This is a genomic window from Buchnera aphidicola (Periphyllus koelreuteriae), from assembly GCF_039360445.1.
Classification (GTDB): Bacteria; Pseudomonadota; Gammaproteobacteria; order Enterobacterales; family Enterobacteriaceae; genus Buchnera_J; species Buchnera_J aphidicola_BM.
In genome coordinates this window covers 16,225-39,608 of the sequence record NZ_CP134981.1, presented here as the reverse complement: position 1 = coordinate 39,608, position 23,384 = coordinate 16,225, and the positions used below count along the sequence as shown (strand labels likewise).

18 protein-coding genes and 5 tRNA genes are annotated in these 23,384 nt (G+C 21.9%); 16 read left to right on the top strand and 7 right to left on the bottom strand.

The genetic code is table 11. From position 1 onward, the window contains the following. Nucleotides 1–231: 231 nt before the first annotated feature. The 13 genes from RJT80_RS00190 (at nucleotide 232) to RJT80_RS00130 (ending at nucleotide 12,757) form a co-directional block, all read left to right on the top strand. A tRNA-Thr gene (locus RJT80_RS00190) sits at nucleotides 232–304 on the top strand. A 67-nt stretch (nucleotides 305–371) separates the two neighbouring features. Beyond that, nucleotides 372–453, top strand: a tRNA-Tyr gene (locus RJT80_RS00185). A 15-nt stretch (nucleotides 454–468) separates the two neighbouring features. After that, nucleotides 469–540 (top strand) — tRNA-Gly (locus RJT80_RS00180). A gap of 38 nt (nucleotides 541–578) precedes the next feature. Beyond that, nucleotides 579–652 (top strand) — tRNA-Thr (locus tag RJT80_RS00175). Nucleotides 653–725: 73 nt separating this feature from the next. After that, entirely contained in the window at nucleotides 726–1,109 is a 384-nt protein-coding gene (gene secE, locus RJT80_RS00170) for a preprotein translocase subunit SecE (RefSeq protein WP_343187798.1), read from the top strand. Between the two features lie 46 nt (nucleotides 1,110–1,155). Next, entirely contained in the window at nucleotides 1,156–1,671 is a 516-nt protein-coding gene (gene nusG / locus RJT80_RS00165; protein WP_343187963.1) for a transcription termination/antitermination protein NusG, read from the top strand. Nucleotides 1,672–1,687: 16 nt separating this feature from the next. Continuing rightward, entirely contained in the window at nucleotides 1,688–2,116 is a 429-nt protein-coding gene (gene rplK, locus RJT80_RS00160; RefSeq protein WP_343187797.1) for a 50S ribosomal protein L11, read from the top strand. A gap of 7 nt (nucleotides 2,117–2,123) precedes the next feature. Continuing rightward, nucleotides 2,124–2,798 (top strand): 50S ribosomal protein L1, encoded by a 675-nt coding sequence (rplA, locus tag RJT80_RS00155; RefSeq protein ID WP_343187796.1) that lies wholly within the window; start codon nucleotides 2,124–2,126, stop codon nucleotides 2,796–2,798. A gap of 260 nt (nucleotides 2,799–3,058) precedes the next feature. Further along, complete coding sequence (gene rplJ / locus RJT80_RS00150; protein ID WP_343187795.1) at nucleotides 3,059–3,559, top strand: 50S ribosomal protein L10; 501 nt, start codon at nucleotides 3,059–3,061, stop codon at nucleotides 3,557–3,559. 24 nt (nucleotides 3,560–3,583) lie between these two features. Next, nucleotides 3,584–3,952 carry a 50S ribosomal protein L7/L12 gene (rplL, locus tag RJT80_RS00145; protein ID WP_343187794.1) on the top strand — a complete coding sequence of 123 codons (369 nt, stop codon included), beginning with the start codon at nucleotides 3,584–3,586 and terminating at the stop codon, nucleotides 3,950–3,952. A 145-nt stretch (nucleotides 3,953–4,097) separates the two neighbouring features. Beyond that, complete coding sequence (gene rpoB, locus RJT80_RS00140) at nucleotides 4,098–8,120, top strand: DNA-directed RNA polymerase subunit beta (protein ID WP_343187793.1); 4,023 nt, start codon at nucleotides 4,098–4,100, stop codon at nucleotides 8,118–8,120. Nucleotides 8,121–8,184: 64 nt separating this feature from the next. Then, nucleotides 8,185–12,414, top strand: a complete 4,230-nt coding sequence (gene rpoC / locus RJT80_RS00135) for a DNA-directed RNA polymerase subunit beta' (RefSeq protein WP_343187792.1) — start codon at nucleotides 8,185–8,187, stop codon at nucleotides 12,412–12,414. A gap of 70 nt (nucleotides 12,415–12,484) precedes the next feature. Beyond that, entirely contained in the window at nucleotides 12,485–12,757 is a 273-nt protein-coding gene (locus RJT80_RS00130; RefSeq protein WP_343187791.1) for an HU family DNA-binding protein, read from the top strand. A 252-nt stretch (nucleotides 12,758–13,009) separates the two neighbouring features. Here the strand turns inward: RJT80_RS00130 and metE are convergent, their stop codons facing one another. The 3 genes from metE to ftsY all read right to left on the bottom strand — a co-directional run bounded on the left by metE (nucleotide 13,010) and on the right by ftsY (nucleotide 17,468). Beyond that, the gene (gene metE / locus RJT80_RS00125) at nucleotides 13,010–15,277 is read right to left on the bottom strand and encodes a 5-methyltetrahydropteroyltriglutamate--homocysteine S-methyltransferase (protein ID WP_343187790.1); all 2,268 of its coding nucleotides are present in this window, start codon (nucleotides 15,275–15,277) and stop codon (nucleotides 13,010–13,012) included. A gap of 142 nt (nucleotides 15,278–15,419) precedes the next feature. Next, complete coding sequence (gene rpoH / locus RJT80_RS00120) at nucleotides 15,420–16,286, bottom strand: RNA polymerase sigma factor RpoH (RefSeq protein WP_343187789.1); 867 nt, start codon at nucleotides 16,284–16,286, stop codon at nucleotides 15,420–15,422. 111 nt (nucleotides 16,287–16,397) lie between these two features. After that, the gene (ftsY, locus tag RJT80_RS00115; RefSeq protein ID WP_343187788.1) at nucleotides 16,398–17,468 is read right to left on the bottom strand and encodes a signal recognition particle-docking protein FtsY; all 1,071 of its coding nucleotides are present in this window, start codon (nucleotides 17,466–17,468) and stop codon (nucleotides 16,398–16,400) included. A gap of 67 nt (nucleotides 17,469–17,535) precedes the next feature. Between ftsY and rsmD the strand changes: the two genes are divergently transcribed. Then, nucleotides 17,536–18,096 carry a 16S rRNA (guanine(966)-N(2))-methyltransferase RsmD gene (gene rsmD, locus RJT80_RS00110; protein WP_343187787.1) on the top strand — a complete coding sequence of 187 codons (561 nt, stop codon included), beginning with the start codon at nucleotides 17,536–17,538 and terminating at the stop codon, nucleotides 18,094–18,096. An 83-nt stretch (nucleotides 18,097–18,179) separates the two neighbouring features. Continuing rightward, nucleotides 18,180–18,920, top strand: a complete 741-nt coding sequence (gene dnaC / locus RJT80_RS00105) for a DNA replication protein DnaC (RefSeq protein WP_343187786.1) — start codon at nucleotides 18,180–18,182, stop codon at nucleotides 18,918–18,920. A 21-nt stretch (nucleotides 18,921–18,941) separates the two neighbouring features. Here dnaC and efp read toward each other — a convergent pair whose 3' ends face one another. The 3 genes from efp to RJT80_RS00090 form a co-directional block, all read right to left on the bottom strand. After that, on the bottom strand, nucleotides 18,942–19,508 hold the full coding sequence (gene efp, locus RJT80_RS00100) for an elongation factor P (RefSeq protein ID WP_343187785.1): 567 nt from the start codon (nucleotides 19,506–19,508) through the stop codon (nucleotides 18,942–18,944). A gap of 167 nt (nucleotides 19,509–19,675) precedes the next feature. Beyond that, a complete protein-coding gene (groL, locus tag RJT80_RS00095; RefSeq protein WP_343187784.1) occupies nucleotides 19,676–21,322 on the bottom strand; it encodes a chaperonin GroEL in 1,647 nt (548 codons plus the stop codon). Between the two features lie 41 nt (nucleotides 21,323–21,363). Beyond that, entirely contained in the window at nucleotides 21,364–21,657 is a 294-nt protein-coding gene (locus RJT80_RS00090) for a co-chaperone GroES (protein WP_343187783.1), read from the bottom strand. 218 nt (nucleotides 21,658–21,875) lie between these two features. Between RJT80_RS00090 and RJT80_RS00085 the strand changes: the two genes are divergently transcribed. Beyond that, nucleotides 21,876–21,948 (top strand) — tRNA-Phe (locus tag RJT80_RS00085). 43 nt (nucleotides 21,949–21,991) lie between these two features. Here RJT80_RS00085 and mnmE read toward each other — a convergent pair. After that, nucleotides 21,992–23,353, bottom strand: a complete 1,362-nt coding sequence (gene mnmE, locus RJT80_RS00080) for a tRNA uridine-5-carboxymethylaminomethyl(34) synthesis GTPase MnmE (protein ID WP_343187782.1) — start codon at nucleotides 23,351–23,353, stop codon at nucleotides 21,992–21,994. Nucleotides 23,354–23,384: the final 31 nt, after the last annotated feature.

Here is a 23,384-nt window from a genome sequence, read left to right as displayed (position 1 = left end):
AAAAAAAAAAAAAAAAAAAAAAAAAAAAAAAAAAAAAAAAAAAAAAAAAAAAAATAAAAAAAAAAATGAAAAAATTAATTTAAATAATTATAATTTTTATAAAAAAAATTATCAAAAAAAAATTTAAGTATTTGATTTTTTTTAAAAAAAAAAGTAAAATATATAAATAATATAGAAATAAAATTTTAAATTTTTAATTTTAATAATACATTTGTTTTTATTTTTTTATTTGCCGGCTTAGCTCAGCAGGTAGAGCAACTGACTTGTAATCAGTAGGTCACCAGTTCAATTCCGGTAGCCGGCAATAATATTTTTATTTAAAAAAAAGAAAGACAAAAAAAAAGAAAGACAAAAAAAAAATAATCAAATTTGGTGGGATTCCCGAGCGGCCAAAGGGAGCAGACTGTAAATCTGACGTCATAGACTTCGAAGGTTCGAATCCTTCTCCCACCATTAATAATAAAAAATGCGAGCATGGTATAAAGGACATTACCTCAACCTTCCAAGTTGAAGATGTGGGTTCAATTCCCACTGTTCGCTCAATTCTTAATAATTTTATAAAATACTTAAAAATATAAGCTGATATGGCTTAGTTGGTTAAAGCACACCTTTGGTAAGGGTGAGATCCCCAGTTCAAATCTGGGTATCAGCATGAATTAAATTTTTTTATCCAAAATAATTTACTTTTAACTATTAAATATAAAAATATTATTTTAGGATTTCTAATGAAATCTAAAATTTTAAATCAAATTGTTTCGTTTTTAAAACAAAAAAAATGTATTTTTTTAAATATTTTAATTATTTTTTTTATTTTTTTTATTAAAAAAAATAATTTTTCATTTATTAAATTAAAAAATTTAGAAATTTTTTCTTTTTTTTTATTATTAATAATAATACTTCTTGTGATTAAAAAATACTATAATCATATAAATTCAATATATAAAGATATGAAAATAGAAATAAAAAAAATTACATGGCCAAATAAAAAAGAAACATTGTATACAACATTTATTATAATTTTAATAAGTTTTTTTATATCAATAATTTTATGGAGCCTTGATAATATAATTTTCTATTTAATATCATTTATTACATCTTTAAAATATTAAGGTCAATGATGAAAATTAAAAATCATAAAAAAAAAAATGGTATGCAATACAGATTTATTCAGGATATGAAGATAAAGTAGTACAATCTATTAAAGATCATATTAAACAAAAAAATTTAAAAAAGATATTTTCTAATATTTTAGTTCCTTCAGAAGAAGTCATAGAAATTAAAAAAGGAAAAAGAAAAAAAAGTGATTATAAATTTTTTCCAGGTTATGTATTAATAAAGATGATTGTAAACGAATTCAGTTGGCATTTAATAAAAAGCATTCCAAAAGTTATAGGATTTATTGGTGGATCTCCAGAAAACCCATTTCCAATTAATAAACAAGAAATTGTAAAAATAAAAAACAAATTATTAAAAATTGGAAATAAACCAAGACCTAAGACTCTTTTTGAACCTGGAGAAAGTATTAGAGTAAAAAATGGTCCATTTTCTGATTTTAATGGAATTGTAGAAGAAGTAGATTATGATAAAAATAGATTAAAAGTATCTGTATTAATTTTTGGAAGATCAACACCAGTAGAATTAAATTTTAGTCATGTAGAAAAAAATTCTTAAAAAAAAGAGAAAAGAAATGTCAAAAAAAATAACATCATATATAAAACTTCAAATTCCAGCAGGACAAGCAAATCCTAGTCCTCCAGTTGGTCCAGCATTGGGTCAAAAAGGACTAAATATAATGGATTTTTGTAAAAAATTTAATTCTGAAACTAATAAATTAGAAAAAGGAATACCAATACCAGTTATAATAACTGTGTTTTCTGATAAAACTTTTTCGTTTATTACAAAAACTCCACCAGCTTCAATATTATTAAAAAAATATTCAGGAATAAAATCAGGATCTAAAAAACCAAATACTGAATTTGTTGGTACAATAAGTATAAAAAAAATTAATGAAATTGCAAAAATTAAAGAAAAAGATATGACTGGATCTAATATAAAAAAAATGAGTTTATCAATTATTGGAACAGCAAAATCAATGGGTTTAAAAATAGAAAAATAGTAAAAATATGAAAAAAAAAAACATAAAAAATATTAATATAAAAAAAAAAATGGAAATAAAAAATGCAATTTCTATTCTTAAAAATCAATCTAAACGAAAATTTACAGAAAGCATAGACGTTATAATAATGCTAGGAATTGATTCAAAAAAAACAGATCAAAATATAAGAGGAGCAACTGTTCTTCCTCATGGAAATGGAAAAATCATAAAAGTTGCTGTATTTGCAGAAGGAAAACAAGCGGAAGAAGCAAAAAAAGCAGGAGCTGAATTTATTGGAATGGAAGATTTATCAAAAAAAATTAAAAAAAATAACATAAAATTTGATGTAACTGTTGCAACTCCTGAATCAATGAAAATAGTTAGTTTATTAGGATCATATTTAGGTCCAAAAGGATTAATGCCAAATTATAAAATAGGAACAATTACATCAAATATTTATCAAACAGTAAAAAAAATAAAAAACGGACAAATACGATACAAAAATGATAAAAATGGAATTATTCATGCTTCTATAGGAAAAATAAATTTTTCTAAAAATAAAATAAAAGAAAATTTAATGAGTTTAATTATAGATTTGAAAAAACAAAAACCTAATAAAATAAAAGGAATATATTTTAAAAAAATATTTCTTACTACTACAATGGGCAAATCTATTGAAATTAAAAAATCTATTTTAGAATAAAAAAATAAAAATATTAATTTTTTTTTAAAATGAATAAAATATCCCTAGTTTCTTAATTAATTTTTTTATATTTTAGTTAGAAATTAGGTTTTTTTATTTTTATTAAAAAAAGAAAAAAAAATAAAAAAAATAAAATAAAATAAAATATATATAAAAATAAAACTTCTTAAATTTTATTAAATAAATCTTTATTACTATGTAAAATAAATAATATTTATAATGATTATAAAGGATTTTTTTAAAAAAATCTAGGAGTAAAAATGTCTATTAATATAAAAAAAAAAAAAAAAATTGTTGATGAAATAAAAAATATATCAAAAAAAGCATTATCAGCAGTAATAGCAAATCCTAACAAAATAAATTCTAATAAAATTAATATATTAAGAAAAGAAGCAAGAAAAAATAATATAACAATAAAAGTAATAAAAAATACATTATTAAAAAAAGCTATTTCTAAAACACAATTCGAATGTTTACAAAAAAAATTAAAAAAATTTACTCTCATTGCTTATTCTATAAAAAATCCTGGAAGCGCAGCAAAATTGCTATATTCATTTTCAAAAGAAAATAAAACTTTTAAAATAAAAGGAGCTGCCTTTGAAGGAAAATTTATTTCAGATAAAAAAATAAAAAAATTAGCAGAAATTCCTACATTTAAAGAAGCAATACAAAAATTAATTTACATCATAAAAGAAGCATCTATTTCAAAATTAGTTCGAGTAATAATGTCTATTAAAAATAAAAAAGAAAATAATAATTAAATCTATTAAAAATATGGAAAAAAAATGTCTATTAATAAAAAAGAGATATTAAATACTATTTCGAAAATGTCAGTTATGGAAATAGTAGAGTTAATTCAATCTATGGAAAAAAAATTTAAAGTCTCTGCAACGCCAATTATTCAAAATAACATACAACAAGAAATAAAAAAAGAAGAAGAAAAATCTGAATTTGATGTATATATTAAATCTATAGGAAAAAATAAAGTTTCTGTAATAAGAGCTGTAAGAAGTTTAACAAATTTAGGATTAAAAGAAGCTAAAGATTTAGTAGAATCTGCGCCAACTATAATAAAAGAAAAAGTTAATAAAAAAGAATCAGAATCTTTAAAAAAAGCATTAGAAACAGCTGGGGCAGAAGTAGAATTAAAATAAAACTAATTTTTATTTCTGAAAAAATTTTTAAATAATAAAAGCTGGTGAAAAAAATCACCAGCTCTTTTAAAAAATAAAAATATAAAATTAAAAATATTGTTTAAAAAATATTATTTATAAAACTTTTATAAAATAGAGAAAAAAAATGGTTTATTCATATACAGAAAAAAAAAGAATTAGAAAAGATTTTGGAAAAAAAAATGAAATTTTAAATATTCCTTATTTGTTATCAATTCAAATTAATTCATTTAAAAAATTTATTGATCAAGAAAATAATTCTTCTAATGGAATAGAATCAGCATTAAAATCAGTCTTTCCAATTAAAAGTTATAATGAACATGCAGAAATTCAATATGTTAAATATAGACTTGGAAAAAAAAGTTTTAATGTTATGGAATGTCATATTAGAGGAGCAACATATGCAGTTCCTTTAAGAGTAACTTTAAGATTAATAATATATGAAAAAGATACAATACAAAAAAAAATAAAAAATATTAAAGAACAAGAAGTATATATGGGTGAAATCCCTTTAATGACAAAAAACGGAACTTTTATTATAAACGGAACTGAAAGAGTAGTAGTATCTCAACTTCATAGAAGTCCAGGAGTTTTTTTTGATAGTGATAAAGGAAAAACTCATTCTTCAGGAAAAGTATTATATAATGCAAGAATTATTCCTTATAGAGGATCTTGGTTAGATTTCGAATTCGATCCAAAAGATAATATATTTGTAAGAATTGATCGACGAAGAAAATTTCCTGCAACAATTATTTTAAAAGCTCTTGGATATAATATTGAAGAAATTTTAAATATTTTTTTTAAAAAAAATGTTTTTAGATTTCATAAAAATAAAATAGAAATGATTCTTATTCCTGAAAGATTAAGAGGAGAAACTATTCCATTTGAAATAAAAAAAAATAATATAATTTATTTAAAAAAAAACGAAAGAGTAACAGCAAAACATATAAAAAAATTAAAAACAAAAAAAATATTTTCAATAAATGTTCCAATCGAATATATCGTTGGAAAAGTTTCTTTAAAAAATTATTATGATAAAAATAATAAACTAATTATTTCTGCAAACTCAAAATTTAATATAGAAAATATAAAAAAAATAAAAAAAAATGAAATAAATAAAATTAAAACAATCTTTACAAATGATTTAGATCATGGACCATATATATCTGAAACGTTAAAAATAGATCACACAACAAATAAAACTAGTGCTCTTATAGAAATTTACAGAATGATGAGACCTGGAGAACCACCAACAAAAGAAGCATCAGAAAATTTATTTAAATCATTATTTTTTTCAGAAGAAAGATATGATCTTTCATCAGTTGGAAGAATGAAATTTAATAGATCACTTTTAAGAAAAAAAATTACTGGAAAAAATATATTAAATAAAAATGATATTCTTGATGTTATAAAAAAATTAATTAATATAAGAAACGGAAAAGGAGAAGTAGACGATATAGATCATTTAGGAAACAGAAGAGTTAGATCAGTTGGAGAAATGGCAGAAAATCAATTTCGAATTGGTTTAATTAGAGTAGAAAGAGCTGTTAAAGAAAGATTATCTGTTGGTGATGTAGATACTTTAATGCCACAAGATATGATTAATGCAAAACCTATTTCTGCTGCAGTAAAAGAATTTTTTGGATCTAGTCAATTATCTCAATTTATGGATCAAAACAATCCATTATCTGAAATTACTCATAAAAGAAGAATTTCTGCTTTAGGAGTTGGAGGATTAACAAGAGAAAGAGCTGGTTTTGAAGTAAGAGATGTTCATCCTACTCATTATGGAAGAGTATGCCCTATTGAAACACCAGAAGGTCCAAATATTGGATTAATAAATTCTTTATCAATTTATGCAAGAACTAATAAATATGGTTTTTTAGAAACACCTTACAGAGTTGTTTCTAAAGGATATGTAACAGATAAAATACAATATTTATCTGCTATTGAAGAAGGTAATTTTATAATTGCTCAATCTAACACAAATATAAAAAAAAATAAAAAAATTATAGATAAATTAATAACATGTAGATATAAAAATGAATTTAGTTTATTTAAAAAAAAACAAATACATTATATGGATATATCGAATCAACAAATTGTATCAGTTGGTGCATCATTAATTCCTTTCTTAGAACACGATGATGCCAATCGAGCTTTAATGGGAGCAAATATGCAAAGACAAGCTGTTCCTGTTCTTAAATCAGAAAAACCACTAGTTGGTACAGGAATGGAAAAATTTGTAGCAATAGATTCAGGAGTAAACATTATTGCAAAACGAAATGGAACTGTTCATTATGTAGATTCTTCAAAAATTGTTATTAAAATTAATAAAAAAAAAATAAAATCTAATCAAACTGGAATAGATATATATAATTTAACAAAATATAAAAGATCTAATCAAAATACATGTATTAATCAAACACCATGTGTTTCTTTAAATGATAAAATAAAAAAAGGAGATATTTTAAGTAATGGTCCTGCTACAGATTTAGGAGAATTAGCTTTAGGACAAAATATGAGAGTGGCTTTCATGCCATGGAATGGTTATAACTTTGAAGATTCGATTTTAATTTCAGAAAAAGTAGTAAAAGAAGATCGATTTACAAGTATTCATATTCAAGAATTATCTTGTATTTCTAGAGATACAAAATTAGGATCAGAAGAAATTACTTCTGATATACCAAATATAGGAGAATCTGCATTATCTAAATTAGATGAATCAGGAATTATTCATATTGGAGCAGAAGTTACTGGAGGAGAAATTTTAGTTGGAAAAGTAACTCCAAAAGGAGAAACTCAATTAACTCCAGAGGAAAAATTATTACGAGCAATTTTTGGAGAAAAAGCTTCTGATGTAAAAGATTCATCTTTGCGTGTTCCAAATGGTGTTTTAGGAACTGTTATCGATGTCCAAATTTTTACTAGAGATGGAATAAAAAAAGATAAAAGAACAATTGAAATTGAAGAAATGCAAATTAAACAAATTAAAAAAGATTTATCAGAAAAACAAAAAATATTTGAAAAAGATATATTTAGACAAACAAAATTTATTTTAATAAAATCAGGATTATCTTATAAAAAATTCAAAAAAAAAAATCCAGAAAAATGGTTTTATTTAAAAATAAAAAATTCAATATATCAAAAAAAAATTGAAAAAATAAAAAAACAATATCAAAATTTAAAAAAATATTTTAGAAAAAAATTAACAGAAAAAAAAAAAAAAATTATTCAAGGAGATGATTTATCACCAGGAATATTAAAAATAGTAAAAGTATATCTAGCAGTTAAAAGATATTTACAAACTGGAGATAAAATGGCTGGAAGACATGGAAACAAAGGAGTTATATCAAAAATTAATCCAATAGAAGATATGCCATATGATGAAAACGGTGTTCCTATCGATATTGTATTAAATCCTTTAGGTGTTCCATCTAGAATGAATATTGGCCAAATATTAGAAACTCATTTAGGAATGGCATCTAAAGGAATAGGAAATAAAATAAAAAAAATATTAAAAGAAAAAAATAAAATTTTAAATTTACGTAATTTTATTCAAAAAACTTTTGATATAGGATATAAAAATAGACAAAAAATAAATATTAAAAATTTTTCTGATGATGAAATTTTATGTTTAGCTAAAAATTATAAAAAAGGACTTCCTGTTTCTACTCCTGTATTTGATGGAGCAAAAGAAAAAGAAATAAAAGATCTTTTACATTTAGGAGGTATTCCTAAATCTGGACAAATTAAATTATTTGATGGACGAACAGGAGAACAATTTGAAAGACCAGTAACTGTAGGATATATGTATATATTAAAATTAAATCATTTAGTTGATGATAAAATGCATGCTCGTTCAACAGGATCTTATAGTTTAGTAACTCAACAACCTTTAGGTGGAAAAGCTCAATTTGGTGGACAAAGATTTGGAGAAATGGAAGTTTGGGCTCTAGAAGCATATGGAGCATCTTATACATTACAAGAAATGTTAACTGTTAAATCAGATGATGTTAGTGGACGAACTAAAATGTACAAAAACATTGTTGATGGAAATCATAAAATGGAACCAGGAATGCCGGAATCATTTAATGTTTTATTAAAAGAAATACGTTCTTTAGGTATTAATATAGAATTAGAAAATTAAAAAATAATTTAAAAGTTAAAATAATATTTAATTTCAAATAATACTTTAAAATAGGAAAAAATTTTTGAAAGAGCTATTTAAATTTATTAAAAAAAATAAATCTGATAATTTTAATTCAATAAAAATATCATTGCCTTCCCCTGAAATTGTACGGTCGTGGTCATATGGAGAAGTAAAAAAACCAGAAACAATAAATTATAGAACATTTAAACCAGAAAGAGATGGATTATTTTGTGCTAGAATTTTTGGTCCGGTTAAAGATTATGAATGTTTATGTGGAAAATATAAAAGATTAAAACATAGAGGAGTAATTTGTGAAAAATGCGGTGTAGAAGTTACTCAAAGCAAAGTAAGAAGAGAAAGAATGGGACACATTGAATTAGCTTCTCCAATAGCTCATATTTGGTTTTTAAAATCTCTACCATCTAGAATCGGATTACTTTTAGATATGCCATTAAAAGATATAGAAAGAGTTTTATATTTTGAATCTTATGTTGTAATAGAAAATGGAACTACAACATTAAAAAAAGGATCAATTTTAACAGAAGAACAAAATATTGAAGCAATAGAAGAATTTGGAGATGAATTTCAAGCAGAAATGGGAGCAGAAGCAATACAAAAAATATTAAAAAAAATTAATTTAAAAAAAGAATGCAAAAAACTTAGAATAGAATTAAAACATACTCATTCTGAAACAAAAAAAAAAAAAACTACTAAAAGAATAAAATTAATTGAATCATTTATTAATTCTAATAATAAACCAGAATGGATGATACTTACTGTATTACCTATTTTACCACCAGATTTAAGACCATTGGTTCCATTAGATGGAGGAAGATTTGCCACATCAGATTTAAATGATTTATATAGAAGAGTAATCAATAGAAATAATAGATTAAAAAGATTATTAGAATTATCAGCGCCAGATATTATAGTAAGAAACGAAAAAAGAATGCTTCAAGAATCAGTAGATGCATTATTAGATAATGGAAGAAGAGGTAGAGCTATTATTGGATCAAATAAAAGACCATTAAAATCTCTTTCTGATATGATTAAAGGAAAACAAGGAAGATTTAGACAAAATTTACTTGGAAAAAGAGTTGATTATTCTGGTCGTTCTGTTATTACAGTTGGACCATATCTCAAACTAAATCAATGTGGTTTACCAAAAAAAATGGCTTTAGAATTATTTAAACCGTTTATATATGGAAAATTAGAAGAAAAAAATGTAGCTGCAACTATTAAATCAGCAAAAAAAATGGTAGAACAAGAAGATTCAATAGTTTGGGATGTTCTAGATGAAGTTATTAAAAAACACCCAATATTACTAAATAGAGCACCAACATTACATAGATTAGGAATACAAGCTTTTGAACCAATATTAATTGAAGGAAAAGCTATTCAATTACACCCATTAGTATGTGCAGCATATAATGCAGATTTCGATGGAGATCAAATGGCTGTTCACATTCCTTTAACTATTGAATCACAAGTAGAAGCAAAAAATTTAATGATGTCGACAAATAATATTCTTTCTCCAGCTAATGGAGAACCGATTATTGTTCCATCTCAGGATGTTGTTCTTGGGTTATATTATATGACTCGAGAAAAAATAAATGGAAAAGGCGAAAATATGCTTCTATCAGGACCAAAAGAAGCAGAAAAAATATATGAATTAGGTCTGGCTGAACTTCATTCTATTGTAAAAGTAAGAATTACTGAATATAAAAAATATAAAAATAAAATTAAAATAAAATATAAAAAAATTATTAAAACAACTATTGGAAGAGCAATATTATGGAAAATCGTTCCAAAAGGTATGCCTTTTTCTATAATTAATCAAACTCTTAAAAAAAATACTATATCTGATATGATTAATACATGTTATAGAATTTTAGGTTCTAAAAAAACAGTTATTTTCGCTGATCAAATAATGTACACTGGATTTGCTTATGCAGCACGATCAGGATCATCTGTTGGAATTGATGATATGAAAATACCTAAAAAAAAAGCAGATATAATTAATGATGCAAAAATAGAAGTTGAAGAAATACAAGAACAATTTCAATCAGGATTAGTAACTTCAGGAGAAAGATATAATAAAGTAATTGATATTTGGTCAACAGCTAATGAAAAAGTATCAAAATCTATGATGAAAAATTTATCTACTGAAAATGTTAAAAATAAAAATGGAATAATTAAAAAACAATTATCATTTAATAGTATTTTTATAATGGCAGATTCTGGAGCAAGAGGATCAGCAGCTCAAATTCGGCAATTGGCTGGAATGAGAGGTTTAATGGCTAAACCAGATGGATCAATTATAGAAACACCAATAACAGCAAATTTTAGAGAAGGATTAAATGTTGTTCAATATTTTATTTCAACACATGGAGCAAGAAAAGGATTAGCTGACACAGCTTTAAAAACAGCAAACTCTGGATATCTAACTCGTAGATTAGTTGATGTTGCTCAAGATTTAGTTGTAACAGAAAAAAATTGTAAAACAAAAAATGGAATAGAAATGACTTCTTTAATTGAAGGAGGAAATGTAAAAGAACCATTAAAAGAACGAGTATTAGGAAGAATTTCTTTAAACAATATATTTAAAAATCATTCAAAAGAAATATTAATCAAAAAAAATACATTATTAAATGAAAAATATTGTAATTTATTAGAAAAAAATTCAATCGATGTAATAAAAGTAAGATCAATAGTTCATTGTGAAACAAATTTTGGAGTTTGCGCTTATTGTTATGGAAGAGATTTAGCAAGAGGTGAATTAGTAAAAAAAGGAGAAGCAATTGGTGTAATTGCTGCTCAATCTATAGGAGAACCTGGAACACAATTAACTATGAGAACTTTTCATATAGGAGGAGCAGCATCAAGATCTGTAACAGAATCTAATATTCAAATCAGAAACAATGGAATATTAAAATTAAATAATGCAAAATTTGTTATTAACTCTAATGGAAAAATTGTTATCACATCTCGAAATGTTGAACTAAAAATAATTGATTTATTAGGTCAAACTAAAGAAAGTTATAAAATTCCATATGGATCAATTTTAAAGAAAAAAAATGGAGATCAAGTATATTCTAAAGAAATTATAGCAGTTTGGGATCCTCATACTATTCCAGTTATTACTGAAGTAAATGGATATTTAAAATTTATAGATATGATAGAAGGTCAAAGTATTATAAAAAAAACAGATGAATTAACTGGTCAATCATCTATAATTATTTTAGATGTATCTGAAAGAAACGCTTTAGGAAAAGAATTAAGACCTTCTTTGAAAATAATTAATTCTGATAAAACTGATGTATTAATACCAGGAACAAAAATTCCTGCTCAATATTTTTTACCTGGAAAAACAATAGTTCAATTAAATAATGGAAATAAAATTAGATCGGGTGATACATTAGCAAGAGTTCCTCAAGAATCTGTAAGCACTAAAGATATTACAGGAGGTTTACCAAGAGTTGCTGATTTATTTGAAGCAAGAAAACCTAAAGAATTAGCTATTTTAGCTGAAAAAAGTGGAATGATTTCATTCGGAAAAGAAACAAAAGGAAAAAGAAGATTAATTATTACTTCATTAAACGGAAAAAATATATATGAAGAAATGATTCCTAAATGGAGGCAATTAAATGTTTTTGAAGGAGAAATTATAGAACAAGGAGATGTGATTTCAGATGGTCCAGAATCTCCACATGATATTTTAAGATTAAGAGGTATTCAATCTGTAACAAGATATATAGTGAATGAAGTTCAAGAAGTATATAGATTACAAGGAGTAAAAATTAATGATAAACATATTGAAGCAATTATTAGACAAATGTTAAGAAAAGCAACAATTATTGATCATGGAGAATCAGATTTTCTAAATGGAGAACAAATTGAATATTCTCGAATAAGATTATCTAATATTAAATTAAAAAATAAAAACAAAAAAACAATATCTTATAACAGGGATTTATTAGGAATAACTAAAGCTTCTTTAGCTACAGAATCTTTTATTTCTGCTGCATCATTTCAAGAAACAACACGAGTATTAACAGAATCTGCAGTAGCTGGAAAAACAGATGATTTAAGAGGATTAAAAGAAAACGTTATAGTTGGACGATTAATTCCAGCAGGAACTGGATATAAATATCATCAAGATAGATTACTTAATAAAAAAGTAAATAAATTTAAAGAAAATAAAATAAAACATAATACTTCGAATAAACAAATTAGTTTAGAAGAAGCTTCAGCTAACTTATCAGAATTATTAAATTCAAATAATTTATAAAAAAAATTAAAATTTAAAATATTAATTTTTTATAATTATTTTTTAAAAATAATAAAAGGAAAAGAAAATTATGAATAAATCACAATTAGTAGAAATTATAGCAAAAAAATCTTTAATTTCAAAAATTAAAGCTAAAAATATATTAGATACAATATTATCTGAAATAACTAAATCTCTTAAACATGAAGAAAATGTACAATTAGTTGGATTTGGAACATTTAAAATTAATAAAAGATCCGCTCGTACTGGAAGAAATCCAAAGACTGGAAAAGAAATACAAATACTAGCTACAAAAGTTCCTTCTTTTATTTCTGGAAAAACATTAAAAGAAGCTGTAAAGTAAATTATTTTTTTTAAATTAGTAGGGAATAAACCCTACTATAAAAAAAATAATTTATTAATTTAATTATATACTAAATTAAAAAAATTTAATATATTAAATATTGTTATATTTTTATTATAAATAATATTAAATATTATTAAATAAAAAATTTATTTTTTTATAAATAAAAAAATAAAATATTAATTATAAATTAATAATATTATTTTAATTAAAAATTTTTATTAATTTTTAAATAATAAAATTAATAAAAAATTAATTTTTTTGTTCTAATCTTAATTTTTGTGTTGCATAAACTAAATTATATAAAGATTTTTTAACTTCTTTCCAAGTTCGTGTTTTTAATCCACAATCCGGATTAATCCACAATTTTTCAGGTGAAATATATTTTAATGATTTTTTAATTAATCGAAATATAGTGTTTTTAGAAGGAATATTAGGGGAATGAATATCATAAAATCCAGGTCCAATGCTATTGTTATAGTTAAAATTTTTAAAATACATTAATAGATTGTCATTTGATCTTGAATTTTCAATCGTAATTACATCTACATCTAACTCTGATATAGATTGAATAATATCATGAAATTCGCAATAACACATATGAGTATGAATTTGAGTTGTATCTTTTACTTCAGAAATACTTAATTTAAAAGAATTAACAGCCCAATCAAGATATTCTTTTTTCTCATCATCGTTCAATGGCAAACCTTCTCTTAAAGCTGGTTCGTCTATTTGTATAATATTTATATTATTTTTTTCTAAATCATTTATTTCATCTTTCAAAGCTAAAGAAATTTGATTTACAATAGTTAAATCTGAAATATCTTCTCTTGAAAATGACCATAAAAATATAGTTACAGGACCTGTTAACATACCTTTTACTGGTTTTTTTGTTAAAGATTGAGCATATTTAATCCATTTCAAAGTAATAGGTTTAATTCGAGACACATCACTAACAATAATTGGAGGTTTTACACATCTTGAACCATAACTTTGAACCCATCCATTATTTGTAAATAAAAAACCATTTAAATTTTCTCCAAAATATTCAACCATATCATTTCTTTCTGGTTCTCCATGAACTAAAACATCTATATTTAACTTTTCTTGTTCTTTAATATTTTTTTTTATAATAGAAAATATTTTTGATTCATATTTTTTTTTATCAATAATATTATTTTTAAAATTTAATCTTAATTTTCTTAACTCTTTTGTTTGAGGGAAAGAACCAATAGTAGTAATTGGGAAAATAGGTAAATTTAATTTATTTTTTTGTTTTTTAAAACGAATATTATAATTATTTTTTCTAAAATATTTTTTTTCTTTAATAAATAAATTTTTTTTATTTTTATTATTAAAATTTAATAAAAAATTTTTATAATATAATGGTAAAATCCATTTTTTTATTAAACTTTTATTTCCTGTATTTAAAGCATGACTTAATAAAAATAATTCATAACATTTTTGTATAGCAAAAGAAAAACAACTTTTTAATTTTTTATTTAATTGAGATTCTTTATTAATATCTATTGGAATATGTAATAATGAACATGATGTTCCAATCCAAATATTTTTTCTAAATTTTTTAAAATTATTAATTAAATTAAAATATTTTAATAAATCCGATTTCCAAATATTTCTTCCATTAATAATACCTAAAGATAAAAGTATTTGATTTGATAAATTTTTATTAAAAGTTAACAAATCATATTTTCCAGAAATTAAATCTATATGTAGACCCTCAATAGGAATTGAATTAATAATATCTAAATTATGTGAAATATTTCCAAAATATGTTGTTAATAATTTATTTGAATAACCTTTTAAAAAATTATAACTATATATAAATTTTTTCTTCCATAATTGAGATAAATTTAAAGATAAAATTGGTTCATCAATTTGAATCCATTTTATTTTTTTTTCATGTAAATAATTTAAAATATATTTATAAATATTTAAAATTTTAGGTAATAATTTTAATCTATCAAAATTTTTAGAAGTTGTTTTTCCTAACCAAAGATATGACATAGGTCCTAATATAATTGGTTTTATTTTTTTTTTTATTAATAACGCTTCATCAATTTCTAAAAATAATTGATTCCAAGAAAAATTAAATGTACTATATTCATTAAATTCAGGAACAATGTAATGATAATTTGTATTAAACCATTTAGTCATTTCAGAAGGAAAAGTAGATTCTCTATTATGAGATACACCTCGAGCAACATGAAATAATGTATCAATATTTATTTTTTTTACATTATTTAAAAATCTTTTTGGAATATTTCCTAACATCATTGTTGTGTTTAAAACATGATCATACCATGAAAAATCACCTACTGACAAATAATTTAAACCCATTTTTTTTTGAGTAAGTAAATTTTTAATTCTTATTTTTTTTCCTATTTTTAATAATTTTTTTTTAGAAATTTTATTATTCCAATAATTTTCTTGAGCTCGTTTTAATTCTCTATCAATTCCAATTCTAGGAAAACCTAATATATGATTTAATATCGTCATAAAAATTATCTCTATTTTTAAAATTTTTAAATTTAAAAAATTATATTAAATTTCTTTACAAAAAAATTAAAAAAATAATTATTTTTAAAAATATATTATTATTATATATAATAATTATTAAAAAAAAAATATTTTTTACAAATTATTTATTTTCTATAGATAAACGTAATTTTTTCATTGCGTTTTTTTCTAATTGACGAACTCTTTCTGCAGAAATACCGTAATTTTTAGCAATGTCTTGTAAAGTATTTTTTTTTTTTCCATTTAACCAGCGTAAATAAATAATATTTCTACTTCTTAAATCTAAATTTGAAAGAGCTAGATTTAATTTTTTTTTAATATATTTTTTCCAATTTTCATTTTCAATTTTATGAGTAAAATCTATTAATTGTTCTTTAAAATAAGGAATAGAGTATATATTTTTAGAAGATTTGTCTGGATCACATTGTTCAGAACTATTATTTAAAAAAATATCTTGAGCAAACATTCGAGATTCCATTTCAATTACATCTTTATTTTTTACTCTAAGATTTTTAGCTATATTTTTAATTTCTTTATTATTAAACCAACTTAATTTTTTTTGAGTTTTTCTTAAATTAAAAAATAATTTTCTTTGAGCTTTTGTTGTAGCAATTTTAACAATTCTCCAATTTTTTAAAATATATTCATGTATTTCAGATTTAATCCAATAAATAGAAAAAGATACTAATCTTACTCCTAAATTTGGATTAAATTTTTTAACAGATTTCATTAATCCAATATTTCCTTCTTGAACTAAATCAGATTGAGATAATCCATAACCAGAATAATTTTTAGCAATACGAATAACAAAACGTAAATGAGATAATATTAAAATTTTAGCAGATTTTAAATCACCATTATAAAAAAATTTATTTGCTAATTTTTTTTCTTTATCAGCTGATAATATTGGTAAATGATTAGAAGAATCAATATAAGTATTATATATACTTAATGATTTTATTGATGAAAATTTTATTTTATTAATCATCCTTTTTCCTATATAAACCAATTATTATTTAAAAATTATTTTAATATTATAAAAAAATTATAAAAAATAAAAAAAATATTTTTTAATTAATATAACATATTTTTATTTTAATTACGTTTTAAATATAGTTTTTATAAATTCATTACTCTTAAAAAAACAAATATCATTAACAGATTCTCCTGTAGTAATATATCTTATTGGAATAGAGAATTCATCAGATATTGAAAAAATAATTCCTCCTTTAGATGTTCCATCAAATTTAGTTAAAATTAATCCAGTTAAACGAATATATTGATTAAACACTTTTGCTTGAATTAATGAATTTTGACCATTACAAGAATCAATTGTTAAAAAAATTTCTAATTTTCCTTTTTTATTATTTTTTTTTATAACTTTAACAATTTTTTTAACTTCATTCATTAAATTAACTTTAGTATGTAATCTTCCAGAAGTATCAATAATTAAAATATCAAAATCTTCTAATATTGCTTTTTTTATTGCATCATAAACAACAGAAGCAGGATCTGATTTTAATTTTGAAAAAAATATAGGAACATTATTTTTTTTACATAATATTTTAATTTGATCTACCGCAGCTGCACGAAAAGTATCAGCAGCAGCAACTAAAACTTTTTTATTTTTATTCTGATATAATTTAGATAATTTAATTGCAGTAGTTGTTTTTCCTGATCCATTAACTCCAACAAGTAATATAATAGATAACTTTTCTAAATTTATTTTTTTTTTTAAATTTTTATTTAAAATCAATCCCATTTTATGAATAATACATTTATAGATTTCTTTTGGATTTTTAACATTATTTTTGTTTAAATTTTTTTTAGAAAAATTTATAATTTTTTTAGTAGTTTTAAAACTAATATCACAAGATATTAATTTTTCTTCTAAATTTTTTAAAAATCTTTTATCTATTTTTTTAGTTAAAAAAATATTTTTAAAAATTGAATTAAAACGTTTTTTAGTTTTTAAAAATTTATTTTTAAAATAAGAAATATAATTATTTTTTTTTGTATTTATTTGTTTTGTTTTTAAATATTTTTTAGATAAATGGTTTTTTTTAGAATTGGATTTTTTATTTATTTTTTGTTTTAAATTTGTACTTTTTTTAAAAAAATTTATTTTCTCTATAAATGAAAAAAAAATATTTTTTTTATTTTTTGACATATAATCTCCATTTAGTATAAATTTTTTATATAATATATAATATTTATTTAAATATATTAAATAAATTATGAAAAAAAAAAATATATTAAGAATTATTGGTGGAAAATTTAAAAATAATAAAATTCATATTAAACATTCAAAAAAATTAAGACCTACTCCAAATTATATTCGAGAAACATTATTTAATTGGTTACAACAATATATTCAAGATTCAAAATGCTTAGATTGTTTTGCTGGAAGCGGAATTCTAGGAATAGAAGCAGTATCTAGACACGCAAAATATGTAACATCTCTTGAAATTAATAAAAAAAATACAAAAAAAATAAAGAAAAATTTAAATCGATTAAAAATAAAAAATATAAAAGTAATTTGCGTTAATACAATAAATTGGTTAAAAAAAAAAAAAAATCAATATGATATTATATTTTTAGATCCTCCATATAACAATTCTATATTATTAAAAAAATCTATTATTTTATTAGAAAAAAATAAATGGACAAAAAAAAATACACTTATATATATTGAAAAAAAAATGATTCAAAAAAATTTAAAAGTTCCAAAAAATTGGATAATAAAAAAAGAAAAAAACTCTAAAAATATTAAATATTCAATTTATTTAAGAAAATAATTTAATAAATTTTAAAATATTGAAGTAAATATATTTTTAAAAAAATTAAATATAAAAAAATTCTCATTTAAGGATTTTAATTTATGAATAATTATATAAATTTAATTAAACGAATTAAATCTATTATACCATCACATATTAAACCAAAATTTAAAGATGAAAAAGATTTATTAAATTGGAATAAAAAAAAAGGATTAATGTCTTCTCAATATATTTTAAAAAAAAATAAAGCAATAAAAATGCAACAAATTTTTAATAATTCAGGAATTAAAACATTATACATGAATTGTTCATTTGATAATTATAAAGTATTTAACATTGGTCAAGAAAAAGTTTTAAATTTTTCAAAAAAATATGTTAAAAATTTTAATAATAAATTTTCTAATTTTATTTTTTCAGGAAAACCAGGAACTGGAAAAAATCATTTAGCAGCAGCAATAGGAAATTATCTTATTTTAAATGAAAAAAAATTTTTAATTATTACAATTGCTGATTTAATGTCAAAAATTAAAAAAACATTTCATAAAGATAATAAATATAATGAAGAATATTTCATTAATAAATTAACTAAAGTAGATTTATTAATAATAGATGAAATAGGAATTCAAAAAGAATCCAATTATGAAAAAATTATAATACATCAAATTATAGATAGAAGAACATCATTAAAAAAATCAACTGGAATGTTATCTAATTTAAATTATTCTAATTTAAATAAATTACTTGGAGAAAGAATTATTGATCGAATGAAATTAGGAAAAAGTTTATGGTTAAATTTTAATTGGAATAGTTATCGATTAAATGTTACAGGTAATGAAAAATAAAAATAATTATTTTTAGTAAAATTATATTCTTGAAACATATTTTCCATTTCTTGTATCAATTTTAATGATATCATTAATATTTATAAAATAAGGAACTTTAACGGATATTCCAGTATCAAGAATAGCTGATTTCATACTATTATTCATTGAATTTTTTTTTAAATTAGAAATGGTTTTAATTACTTTTAAATTAACAAAATTATTTAAACTAATAGAAATAACCATCTTTTTCCAGAGAGTTAAAGAACATTTTAATTGAGGAACCAACCAAAAACGTTTCAAACCAATAATTTCTTTTGAAACTATAATTTCTTTAAAGTTTTTTATATCTATAAAATACCAAAAAAAACTATCATTATATAAATATAATACTTTAGTATCATAAATATTAGCTATTTTTAAAATATCTGTAGATTTAAAAGTTGTTTTAATTATTTTTCCTGATAAAAGATTTTTAAACACTACTCTAGAAAACGCTTGACCTTTTCCAGGTTTTACAAATTTACTACTTTGAATTAAACATGGTTGATTAAAAATCATAACTTTTAAACCAGGTCTAAATGAATGTATTGAATATTCTTTTGTCATTTTTTTTATAAAAAATATTTATTAAAATATTTATAAATTTTTAAAAATTTTTTATTTTCCCTTATAATTAATAAAAAAAAAAATTAAAGGGAAAATAAATTAAAATATTTTAAAAGGTTAAATAATTAAAATATAATTTATTTTTATTTAATTAAAAAAAAAATAAATTACATCATTCCACCCATTCCACCCATTCCATTAGCAGATGGAGAAGGAATATCTGATGATTTATCTTCTTTTGGAGAATCTGTAACCATACATTCTGTAGTAATCATTAAACCAGCAACAGAAGCGGCATATTGAAGAGCAGATCTTGTTACTTTAGTTGGATCTAAAATTCCAAAACTAATCATATCACCATATTTATCAGTTGCAGCATTATATCCATAATTTCCTTTTCCATCTTTTACATTATTTGTTACAACAGAAGGTTCTTCACCGGAATTCTCTACAATCTGACGTAATGGAGCTTCCATAGATCTTAATGCTACTCTAATTCCTACATTTTGATCTTCATTTTGACCAATCATATTAGAAATTTTTTCAGCAACACGAACTAAAGCTACTCCACCTCCAGCAACTACACCTTCTTCTACTGCAGCTCTAGTAGCATGTAAAGCATCTTCTACTCTAGCTTTTTTTTCTTTCATTTCTACTTCAGTTGCTGCTCCCACTTTTAATACAGCTACTCCACCAGATAATTTTGCTAATCTTTCATTTAATTTTTCTTTATCATAATCTGATGTAGATTCAGTAATTTGTTGACGAATATTTAAAATTCTTTTTTGAATATCAGATTTTTTACCTGATCCACCAATAATTGTTGTAGAATCTTTTGTTATTACTACTCTTTTTGCTTGACCTAAATCTTCTAAAGTAGATTTTTCTAAATCCATTGCTAATTCTTCAGAAATAACTGTTCCGGATGTTAAAATAGAAATATCTTGAAGCATAGATTTTCTACGATCTCCAAATCCAGGAGCTTTTACTGCAGCAATTTTAACAATTCCTCTCATAGAATTCACAACTAATGTTGCTAAAGCTTCACCTTCTAAATCTTCTGAAATAATTAATAATGGTTTTCCAGATTTTGCTACTGCTTCTAAAATAGGTAACAATTCTCTAATGTTAGAAATTTTTTTATCTACCATAAATATATAAGGATTATCTAACTCAACAATTCCAGTTTCTGGTTTATTTATAAAATATGGAGATAAATATCCTCTATCAAATTGCATTCCTTTTACAACATCTAATTCATCTTCTAAACCAGTTCCTTCTTCTACAGTAATTACACCATCATTACCAACTTTATCCATTGCTTCAGAAATTAAAGAACCAACAGTTTCATCTGCATTTGCAGAAATAGTTCCAACTTGAGTAATTGCTTTAGAATTAGAACATGGAACAGATAATTTTTTTAATTCTTTTACAGCTTGAATAACAGCTTTATCAATTCCTCTTTTTAAATCCATTGGATTCATTCCAGCAGCAACTGCTTTTAAACCTTCATTTACAATAGATTGAGCTAATAAAGTTGCAGTTGTAGTTCCATCTCCAGCAACATCATTGGCTTTTGAAGCTACTTCTTTTACCATTTGAGCACCCATATTCTCAAACTTGTCTTCCAATTCTATTTCCCTTGCTACAGATACACCATCTTTTGTAATACTAGGAGCTCCAAAAGATTTATCTAATACTACATTTCTTCCTTTTGGTCCTAAAGTAACTTTTACTGCATCTGCTAATATATTTACACCTCGAAGCATTTTTGTTCTTGCTTCATTTCCAAATTTTACATCTTTAGCTGCCATTTTTAGTTTCCTCAAATAATATTTTTTAAAAATAAAAAAAATTATTCTTCAATAATTGCTAAAACATCACTTTCAGTCAAAATTAAAACTTCTTTATTATTAATTTTTTCTGTTTTAGCTCCATAACCTTCATTGAATATTACAATATCGTTTACTTTTACATCTAATTTTTTTATCTTTCCATTATCTAAAATTTTTCCATTACCAACAGCTAATACTTTACCTCTAGTAGATTTACTTGCTGCAGATCCTGTTAAAACAATTCCTCCAGCAGATTTAGATTCTACTTCTAAACGTTTAACAATAATACGATCATGTAAAGGACGTATTTTCATTATTATATAATCTCCTTTTATTTGTTTTAACTATTCTTTTTTTTTATTTAGAAATTTTTAAACATATTAATTCATTTCTATAAATATTATATGGACGATTTTTATAACTTTCAAGGTTTTAAAAAAAAAAATAGATTTTTTAAAATTTAAAAAAAAAAAATAAATTTAAAAAAATATTGACAATTAATAACAATTAATGTTTTACTATGTTTTATAAAGCCCGAATAGCTCAGTTGGTAGAGCAGGGGACTGAAAATCCCCGTGTCGGTGGTTCAATTCCGCCTTCGGGCAATTTAAAATTTATAATAATATTATAAAAAAATATATAATTTATTTATTTTCCAATACAAAAATTTGAAAATATTTTATTTAAAATATCTTCTGAATTAACTTCTCCAGTAATTTTATTTAAATTGTTTTGTGAATTTTGTAAATAATAAGCTAAAATTTCATAATTTTTATTTATTTCCCAATCTTTTTTACCATTATATAATTCTTTTAAAGCAGATTTAATTTCTTCAATATGTCTTTGTCTAACTAAAAAAATATTTTCTTGATATACATTCTCAAATTTTTTTAATTCTATTTTTAAACAATTATATAAATTTTTTATTCCAATATTTTTTTTTATAGAAATAAAAATTACTTTTATATTTTTTAAAAAATTAATATTAGAATATGAATTTATTAAATCAATTTTATTAAAAATTAATATTATATTAATATTTAAAGAAATATTTTTTATAAAATCAAAAAATTTTTTCAATTGATAATCTTTATTTTTACTAATATCAATCATAAATAAAAGTATATTTGAATTATTAATTTCATTTTTTGCTAATTTAATACCAATTTTTTCTATTTTATCTTTTGTTTTTCTAATTCCAGCTGTATCTGTTAATTCTATTAATTTTTTATTAAATATAATTTGATTATGTATTAAATCACGAGTCGTACCCTTAATATTTGTAACAATAGAAGATTGTTTTCTTGATAACAAATTAAATAAACTAGATTTTCCAGAATTTGGAAATCCTGAAATAACAATTTTAATTCCATTATTTAAAATTGAACTATTTTTAGAAATAAATAAAATATATTTTAAATATTTAATTATATTTTTTATTTTATGTAAAATATTTTTATCTATATTAATATCTTTATTTTCATCTAAAAAATTTAATTCTAACTCAATAATAGATCTTAAATAAGTTATTTTATCTATAATTTTATTTATATAATCTGAAAAATCACCATTAAGAGATTTTAAAGAATTTTTAATTGATATCTCAGAAGTAGAACTAATCAAATCTGAAATAGATTCTGCTTGAATTAAATCTAACTTTTTATTTAAAAAAGCTCGTTTAGAAAATTCTCCTGGTTCAGCAATTCTAATACCTTTTATTTTTAAAATTTTTTTAATTAATAAATTTGATATAAAATTATTTCCATGACCTTGTAATTCTAAAATATCCTCTCCAGTAAAAGACTTTGGAGATGGAAACCAAATTGCAATTCCTTGATCAATAACACTTTTATCAAAATCAAAAAATTTTGTATATGTAGCATATCTTGGTTTTAAAAATTTTCTTAAAATATGTTTTGAAACAAGAGAAGATTTTTTTCCAGATATTCTTATTATATACACTCCTCCAGTTCCTGATGGAGTAGCTTGAGCAACAATTGTATCAGACATTTTTCATTATAACTCATATATAAAATTTTTA